The sequence below is a fragment of the Azospirillum formosense genome, from assembly GCF_040500525.1.
GTDB classification, from domain to species: domain Bacteria; phylum Pseudomonadota; class Alphaproteobacteria; order Azospirillales; family Azospirillaceae; genus Azospirillum; species Azospirillum formosense_A.
Genome location: NZ_CP159403.1, coordinates 1,084,416 through 1,092,500 on the forward strand (window position 1 = coordinate 1,084,416; position 8,085 = coordinate 1,092,500).

The following is an 8,085-nucleotide window of genomic DNA, read 5'->3' on the forward strand; positions in this document are numbered from 1 at the left end:
ATTGGTACCATCGGCACCAAATTTTCAGTGTGCCGAACCAAGCAAAAGCCACTTGGGAGGATCGACGATGAAAAGCGCGCGGACGGCGCACATCGACGAGCTTTTGCGCGTTTCCGAAGGGGTGGGGTCCGGGCGTGACGCGATCATCCAGGAGTCCTGGCGCCGTTGCGTGGCCGACCACAAGCTCGACCCGGCTGTCGCGCGCGAGGCCTACATCCTGCCTCACGAACGGCTGCGCGTGCACCGCGACGCGATGGACGAGTTCCTGCGCATGGCGCGCTTCGGGCTGGAGGCGCTGTACCGGCAGGTGGCGGGCATGGGCTATGTGCTGCTGCTGACCGACAGCAACGGCATCACCGTCGATTTCATCGGCGACCCGACCTTCGACGATCACCTGCGCCACGCCGGGCTGTATCTGGGGGCGGATTGGAACGAGGGGCGCGCCGGCACCTGCGCCGTCGGCACCTGCATCGCGACGGGCGAGCCGCTGACCGTGCACCAGACCGACCATTTCGACGCCACCCACATCGGCCTGACCTGCACGGCCTCCCCCGTCTACGACAGCGGCGGTGAGCTTGCCGCGGTCTTGGACATCTCGGCGCTGCGCTCGCCGGAACCGAAGATCAGCCAGCATCTGGCGCTGCAGATGGTCCGCGGCTACGCGCACAAGATCGAGACGGCCAACCTCTACAACAACTTCCGGCGGGACTGGGTGGTCAAGCTCTCCTCCTCGCAGGAGTTCGCGGAGGTCGACCCGGATCTGGTCGTCGCGCTGGACGGCGCCGGCCGGATCATCGGTTTCAACGACCGCGCCCGCCGGGTTCTGACGCAGGGCGAGAACAGCGGCGCGCCTCTGCTCGGCCGCTCCTTCTCCGACGTCTTCGACGCGGAGGTGGACGACCTGCTGCGGTTCGTGCGCTCCATGCCGTCCGACCAGCGCACGCTGCGGCTGAAGCGCTGCGGCACCCCCCTCTTCGCCCAGGCGATGCCGCCGCCGGCCATCACCGTGCCGCGCCCGCGCCCCGCGGAGGAGACCAAACTGCCGACGCCGCTCCAGGCCGTGTCCGGCGGCGACCCTGCCCTGGCGTCCATGCTGGCGCGGGCGGCGAAGCTGGTGAACACGCGCATGAGCCTGCTGATCCACGGCGAGACCGGAACCGGCAAGGAGCATTTCGCCAAGGCCCTGCACCGGGCCAGCGTGCGCGCCGGGAAACCCTTCGTCGCCGTGAACTGCGCCGCCCTGCCGGAATCGCTGATCGAAAGCGAGCTGTTCGGGCACGAGCCCGGTTCCTTCACCGGCGCGGCGTCGCGCGGCAAGAAGGGTCTGGTGCTGGAGGCGGATGGCGGCACCCTGTTCCTGGACGAGATCGGGGACATGCCGCTGTCCTCGCAGACCCGCCTGCTGCGCGTGCTGGCGGAGCGGGAGGTGACTCCGGTCGGCCGAACCAGGGCCGTGTCGGTGGACGTGCGCGTGATCGCGGCGACGCACCGCAATCTGGTCGACCTCGTGAAGTCCGGCGCCTTCCGCGACGACCTGTATTTCCGCCTGAATGGCGCCGTCTTCACCCTGCCGCCGTTGCGCCAGCGCGGCGACCTCGACTGGCTGATCGACCGTCTGCTGGCCGAGCGGGTGGACCGCGAGGGCATCGACTTCGCCATAACCGCTCCGGCTCTGGCGGCCTTGCGCGCCCACAGCTGGCCCGGCAACGTGCGGGAACTGGTGAACGTGCTCGACTATGCCTGCGCCGTCTGCGCGGACGGAATGATCACGTTGGACGACCTGCCCGAACCGGTCCATCGCAGCGGCGAGTTCGAGGCCTGGCCGGCTGACGCCCCGCCACTGTCGTTCCCCGCCGCGGCGGACGATCAGGCCGACCGCCTGCGCGAGGCGCTGCGCCGGCAGCACTGGAACGTGTCGGCCGTGGCGCGCGACCTGGGGGTCGACCGCTCGACCATCCACCGCCAGATGCGCCGCCATGGGATCGTGCCGCCGCATCGGGCGTAGGACCCGCCCCGCCTCCGGGGAGCGGGCTTCACCGATGCAACACCTGTGGCGTCCGCCTGCGGCAGGTCGTGCAACACCGCCCCGCCTCACCCGCACGAGACTCCCGGATTTCTCAGACAATCAGCCGCGCAAACAAACTGGCACGCCTCCTGCAATTCGTCCCGCGACGCAGAAGCTGGGAAGGAGTGCAGCGTGGTTCCGGTTGTCGGCATCATCGCCAATCCAGTCTCCGCCCGTGACATACGCCGGGTCGTCGCCAACGCGGCCAGCCTGCAGATCACGGATCGGGCGAACATCGTCCTGCGCGTCCTGGCCGCACTCCGCGCCTGCGGGGTGGCCGACGTCCTGATGATGCCGGAGCAGGGCGGCATTCGCGGCCATGTGGAGCGCGGCGTCGCCCGCGCCCGCGCGCACGGCGACACGCCCTATCCCGCCATTCACCTCGTGGACATGCCGGTGACTGGCACCGTTGCCGACACCCACCGGGCCGCCACGGCCATGCGGCAGGCCGGCGTGGCCGCCGTCGTGGTGCTGGGCGGCGACGGCACGCATCGCGCCGTGGCCGCCCATTGCGGCGACATGCCCATCGCCGGCATCTCCACCGGCACCAACAACGCCTTCCCCGAACACCGGGAGCCGACCATCACCGGGCTGGCGACCGGCCTTGCGGTGACGGGCCGGGTGCCCGCCTCCATCGCCTTTTCCATGAACAAGCGCATCGACGTCTGCGTCAACGGCGGCGATGTGCGGGAGATCGCGCTGGTGGACGTGGCGCTGGTGACGGAGCGCTACATCGGCGCCCGCGCGCTTTACCGGACGGAGAATTTCCGGGAGCTGTTCGTGACCTTCGCCGATCCGGAGGTGATCGGCATGTCCGCCATCGCCGGCCTGCTGGAACCCGTCGCCCGCGACGAGAGCGGCGGGCTGATGGTCCGCCTCGCCACGCCCGCCCAGCGGCAGGCCGGCAATTGCCGGACCGAGCTGCGCGCCCCCATAGCGCCGGGGATGGTCACCGCGGTCGGCGTCACCGACTGGCGCCGCATGCCGGCCGGCGTGCCCTTCGTTCCGGAGGTGAAGGCGGGCTCCATCGCGCTGGATGGCGAGCGCGAGGTGTCCTTTTCGGCGCGCGACCGCGTGTCCCTGACATTGCGGGACGACGCCTTCCGCACCGTCGACGTGAGCGGCTGCATGCGGTTCGCCGCCCAGAACCGGCTGCTAGCCGGCGTTCCGGCGCCCGCCCCGGCCACGCTCTCAAAAGCCGCCCTTTAAGAACCAGCCCGTCAAAAAGCCAACCCATCAAAAAGCCAACAAGGGGAGAAACACCATGACCGAGGATCTTGCTTCCCAGGGGCCGTTTCCCTTGAGCCGCGACGACCTGCTGAAAGCCTACCGGATCATGCGGACGATCCGCGAGTTCGAGGAGCGGCTGCACATCGACTTCGCCAAGGGCGACATCCCCGGCTTCGTTCATCTCTACGCCGGCGAGGAGGCAAGCGCCGCCGGCATCATGATGCACCTCAAGGACAACGACCGCATCGCCTCCACCCACCGCGGCCACGGGCACTGCATCGCCAAGGGCGTGGACGTGCACGAGATGATGGCGGAGATCTACGGCCGCTCCACCGGCGCTTGCCGGGGCAAGGGCGGGTCGATGCACATCGCGGATCTGTCCAAGGGCATGATGGGCGCGAACGGGATTCTCGGAGCCGGCGCTCCGCTGGCCTGCGGGGCGGCACTGGCCGCCAAGGTGCGCGGCGACGGCGGGGTCGGCATCAGCTTCGTCGGCGACGGCGCGTCCAACCAGGGCACCTTCCTGGAAAGCCTGAACCTCGCCGCGGTGTGGAACCTGCCGGCCATCTTCGTGGTGGAGAACAACGGCTACGCCGAATCCACGTCCCGCAACTGGGCGGTGGCGGTGGACTCCTACATCGACCGGGCCAGCGGCTTCGGCCTTCCCGGCGTCACGGTGGACGGCACCGACTTCTTCGCCGTGTACGAGGCGGCGGGCGAGATCATCCGCCGGGCGCGCGAGGGCGGCGGCCCGGCGCTGCTCGAATGCAACATGGTCCGCTTCTTCGGCCACTTCGAAGGCGACGCCCAGACCTACCGGGCGAAGGGCGAGGTGGAGGCGATCCGCGCCAGCCGCGACTGCATCCGGATGTTCGCCGAGCGCGTGATCGAGGCCGGCGTCATCTCCCGCGCCGAGTTGGAGACCATCGACAAAGAGGTGATGGAACTGATCGAGGACGCCGTCCGCTCGGCCAAGTCCGCCCCGCTGCCCGGTCCGGCCGACCTGCTGACCGACGTCTACGTCTCCTACTGACAACGCCTGCGAAACGGAGGAATGCACCATGGCGCGCAAAATCAGCATGAAGCAGGCGATCAACGAAGCGCTGGACCTGGAGATGACCCGCGACCCGACCGTGGTCGTGATGGGCGAGGACATCGTGGGCGGCACCGGATCGCCCGGCGAGGAGGATGCCTGGGGCGGCGTGCTGGGCGTCACCAAGGGGCTGTACGCCAAGCACGGCGACCGGCTGATGGACACGCCGCTGTCGGAATCCGCCTATGTCGGAGCGGCCATCGGGGCGGCGACCTGCGGGCTGCGCCCGGTGGCGGAGCTGATGTTCATCGACTTCATGGGCGTCTGCTTCGACCAGATCTTCAACCAGGCGGCCAAGTTCCGCTACATGTTCGGCGGCAAGGCGGAAACGCCGGTGGTCATCCGCGCCATGGTCGGCGCCGGGTTCCGCGCGGCGGCCCAGCATTCGCAGATGCTGACCCCCGTCTTCACCCACATCCCGGGCGTGAAGGTGGTTTGCCCGTCCAACGCCTACGACGCCAAGGGCCTGCTGATCCAGTCGATCCGCGACAACGACCCGGTGATCTTCTGCGAGCACAAGAACCTGTACGGCCTGGAATGCGACGTGCCGGCGGAGTCCTACGCCATCCCCTTCGGCGAGGCGAACGTGCTTCGCGACGGCGGCGACGTGACCATCGTCAGCTATGGCCTGACCGTCCACCGCGCCATGGAGGCCGCGGAGTCGCTCGCCAAGGACGGGGTGGAGGCGGAGGTGATCGACCTGCGCACCCTCTCGCCCATTGACTGGGACACCGTCATCGACAGCGTGGAGCGCACCGGTCGGCTGGTGGTGGTGGACGAGGCGCATCCGCGTTGCAGCATCGCGTCGGACGTCGCCGCCTTCGTCGGACAGAACGCCTTCGGCGCGTTGAAGGCCGGCGTGCAGATGGTCACGGCGCCGCACGTGCCGGTGCCCTTCTCCCCCGTGCTGGAAGACCTCTACATCCCCGACGCGTCGTCCATCGCCGACGCCGTGCGGCGGACGTTGTCGCCCACCGGCACCTCCCCGCGCAGCATCGCGGCCTGATCTGGAGCACGGTTCATGCAGAATGAGCGCATCAAGCCCATCGTCATGCCGAAGTGGGGCCTGTCCATGTCGGAGGGCAAGATCACCGGCTGGCTGAAGCAGCCGGGATCGACCATCAACGTCGGCGACGATCTGCTGGAGGTCGAAACCGACAAGATCACCAACGTGGTGGAGGCCGGCGATGCCGGCACGCTGCGCCGCGTGCTGGCCGAACCGGGGAACGTCTATCCGGTGAAGGCGCTGATCGCCGTGCTGGCCGATACCGACGTGCCGGACGCGGAGGTGGACGCCTTCGTCGCCAGCTACGCCGTGCCCAAGGGCGACGAGGGGGAGAAAGAGGAGGCTCCCCGCTACCTGTTCGCCGACACGACGGCCGGCACGCTCCGCTACGCCAAGCGCGGGGACGGCGGACCGACGGTGTTGCTGGTCCACGGCTTCGGCGGCGATCTCGACAACTGGCTGTTCACCATCGATGCGCTCGCCGAGAACGCCACGGTCTACGCGCTGGACCTGCCGGGCCACGGCCAGTCCACCAAGGCCGTGGCCGACCCGACGCTGGCTGGCCTGTCGGCGGCTCTGCGCGGCTTCATGGACACGGTGGGCATCGGTTCGGCCCATCTGGTTGGGCATTCGATGGGCGGGGCGGTGTCCATGCGGACGGCGCTCGACGCGCCGGACCGCGTGGCGTCCCTATCCCTCATCGCCTCGGCCGGTCTGGGGCCGGAGATCAACCACGCCTACATCCAGGGCTACATCGCGGCCACGGGGCGGCGCGACCTGAAGCCCGTGCTGGAGAACCTGTTCGCCGACCCCGGCCTCGTCAGCCGCCAGATGACCGAGGACGTCCTGAAGTTCAAGCGCCTGGACGGGGTGGACGGTGCATTGCGGGCGCTGTCCGCGGCCCTGTTCGACGGTGGCGCTCAGACCGGCGTCCTGCACGAAGCGGTGGCCGCAGCGGGCAAACCTGTGCTGGTGGTGTGGGGCGGGCAGGACCGCGTCATCCCCGCGGCCCACGCCACGGCGCTCGGCTCCCACGCCCGCGTGGAGGTCATTCCGAACGCCGGCCACATGGTGCAGATGGAGGCCGCCGGCACGGTGAACGCGCTGCTGAAGGAGCACATCGGCAGACGGTGAACGCGACGCCCCGCTCCCGTCGGTTTCGGCAGCGCTCATGCCGAACCGCCCGGAGCGGGGCACTGTGGCCACGCCCCCTCCCGGGCCGAAAGCGGCGCTTCGGTGGGTGATTTGGAACGGGCGCTGGCCGACCGCGGGGTGGCCATCCATCGCACGGCGCTCTTCTCGTCAATGCGTGTCGAGCGATGTCCAGCCGCCGATATGCGCGTAAACGGAATCGCGCAGCTGCGCGATCTCGCGGTTGAGCCTTGCCAACGCGGCGGGTGACTCCCCGGAGGCCTGGAGCAATGCATCGCCCAGGCAACCGGCCCGGGAGCGCAGATCCGCTCCCTTGGCCGTCAACGACACGATCACCTGCCTCTCGTTGGTCGGGTTGCGCGTGCGCTGGATCATCTCCGCGGCCTCGAGGCGTTTGAGCAGAGGCGTCAGCGTGCTGGATTCAAGGGCAAGCTGCTGGGCGATGCTCCCCACCGTCTGTCCGTCTTCCCGCCACAGGACGTTGAGGACGAGATACTGCGGATAGGTGAGATCAAGGGCGTCCAGCAGCGGCTTGTAGGCGCGCTGGATGGCGATGCCGGCCGAGTAGATCGCGAAGCAGAGCTGCTCCTCCAACGGCACCGGCGGCTTGTTCTCATCCGACATAGGCAGGCTCCCTTCGCAGCGCATCTTCCGCAAACATATATCGCGATAAATTTCCCTGGACAAGGACGCGCCTCAGCGGTACACAATGTTATCGCGATAACTGTTATTGCGCATGAACGGAGGCGAACATGAAGAACACCCTTCAGACCCTGCTCCTGGCCGCTTCGGTCGTCACGCTCCCGCTGTCGGTCTCGCAGGCGCAGCCGACCAACCGCTCCATCGATCAGGCGGTTGTCCGGAACATCGTCCTCGTCCATGGCGCCTTTGCCGACGGGTCGGGATGGCGGAAGGTCTACGAGGATCTGACCAACCGCGGCTACCGGGTCACGATCGTCCAGAATCCGCTCACCTCCTTCGAAGACGATGTGGCGGCCACGCGGCGCGCGCTCGACCGGCAGGATGGTCCCGCCGTTCTGGTCGGCCACAGCTGGGGCGGCACGGTCATCACCGAAGCCGGCGTCCACCCCAAGGTGCGTGGGCTGGTCTATGTGTCCGCCCTGGCGCCCGACGCCGGCGAGACCACGGCGCAGCAATATGACGGCTATACGACACCCCCCGAGTTCGTCATCGAGACGAGCGGGGACGGTTTCGGCTTCATCAAGCCCGAGAATTTCGCCGCCGGATTTGCGGCGGACGCGACGAAGGCCGACGTCGATTTCCTGAAGGCGTCGCAAGTTCCGATCAACATGGCGAGCTTCGGCGTGAAGCTTCAGCATGCCGCTTGGCGGACCAAGCCCAGCTGGGCGGTGGTCGCGACGGAGGACAAGGCCTTCGATCAGCGGATGCTCCAGGACATGGCGCGACGCATCGGTGCCAAGGTCACGAACGTCCGGGCCAGCCATGCCGTCTACGTCACGCAGGCGGAGGTCGTCGCGACGGTGATCGACGCCGCCGCCCGGCAGTCCGGCGCGGCTT

General features: G+C 68.6%; 7 protein-coding genes (1 of these 7 cut by a window edge). 6 read left to right on the forward strand and 1 reads right to left on the reverse strand.

Features of this window, described 5'->3' with window-relative positions:
- Nucleotides 1-67: 67 nt before the first annotated feature.
- From ABVN73_RS18120 to ABVN73_RS18140, 5 genes are all read left to right on the forward strand, one after another.
- Nucleotides 68-2,005: a sigma-54-dependent Fis family transcriptional regulator gene (locus ABVN73_RS18120; protein WP_353859666.1), complete on the forward strand. Its 1,938-nt coding sequence runs from the start codon at nucleotides 68-70 to the stop codon at nucleotides 2,003-2,005.
- Nucleotides 2,006-2,197: 192 nt separating this feature from the next.
- Nucleotides 2,198-3,274, forward strand: coding sequence for an NAD(+)/NADH kinase (locus ABVN73_RS18125; protein ID WP_353859667.1), 1,077 nt, complete (start codon nucleotides 2,198-2,200; stop codon nucleotides 3,272-3,274).
- A 55-nt stretch (nucleotides 3,275-3,329) separates the two neighbouring features.
- On the forward strand, nucleotides 3,330-4,328 hold the full coding sequence (locus tag ABVN73_RS18130; protein ID WP_353859668.1) for a thiamine pyrophosphate-dependent dehydrogenase E1 component subunit alpha: 999 nt from the start codon (nucleotides 3,330-3,332) through the stop codon (nucleotides 4,326-4,328).
- A gap of 28 nt (nucleotides 4,329-4,356) precedes the next feature.
- Nucleotides 4,357-5,394: an alpha-ketoacid dehydrogenase subunit beta gene (locus tag ABVN73_RS18135; protein ID WP_353859669.1), complete on the forward strand. Its 1,038-nt coding sequence runs from the start codon at nucleotides 4,357-4,359 to the stop codon at nucleotides 5,392-5,394.
- Between the two features lie 15 nt (nucleotides 5,395-5,409).
- Complete coding sequence (locus tag ABVN73_RS18140) at nucleotides 5,410-6,528, forward strand: acetoin dehydrogenase dihydrolipoyllysine-residue acetyltransferase subunit (RefSeq protein WP_353859670.1); 1,119 nt, start codon at nucleotides 5,410-5,412, stop codon at nucleotides 6,526-6,528.
- A 168-nt stretch (nucleotides 6,529-6,696) separates the two neighbouring features.
- Here ABVN73_RS18140 and ABVN73_RS18145 read toward each other — a convergent pair whose 3' ends face one another.
- Nucleotides 6,697-7,170, reverse strand: coding sequence for a MarR family transcriptional regulator (locus ABVN73_RS18145; RefSeq protein ID WP_353859671.1), 474 nt, complete (start codon nucleotides 7,168-7,170; stop codon nucleotides 6,697-6,699).
- Nucleotides 7,171-7,298: 128 nt separating this feature from the next.
- Here ABVN73_RS18145 and ABVN73_RS18150 point away from each other — a divergent pair, with 128 nt between their 5' ends.
- A protein-coding gene (locus tag ABVN73_RS18150; protein WP_353859672.1) for an alpha/beta hydrolase crosses the window boundary here: on the forward strand, nucleotides 7,299-8,085 show its 5' portion. 8 nt of this gene lie beyond the right edge of the window; only the first 787 of its 795 coding nucleotides appear in the window; the start codon lies at nucleotides 7,299-7,301; its stop codon lies off the right edge, out of view.

Coding starts and splice junctions, on each gene's coding strand:
- ABVN73_RS18120 (WP_353859666.1), top strand. CDS start 68: ATGAAAAGCGCGCGGACGGCGCACATCGACGAGCTTTTGCGCGTTTCC.
- ABVN73_RS18130 (WP_353859668.1), top strand. CDS start 3,330: ATGACCGAGGATCTTGCTTCCCAGGGGCCGTTTCCCTTGAGCCGCGAC.
- ABVN73_RS18135 (WP_353859669.1), top strand. CDS start 4,357: ATGGCGCGCAAAATCAGCATGAAGCAGGCGATCAACGAAGCGCTGGAC.
- ABVN73_RS18140 (WP_353859670.1), top strand. CDS start 5,410: ATGCAGAATGAGCGCATCAAGCCCATCGTCATGCCGAAGTGGGGCCTG.
- ABVN73_RS18145 (WP_353859671.1), bottom strand. CDS start 7,170: ATGTCGGATGAGAACAAGCCGCCGGTGCCGTTGGAGGAGCAGCTCTGC.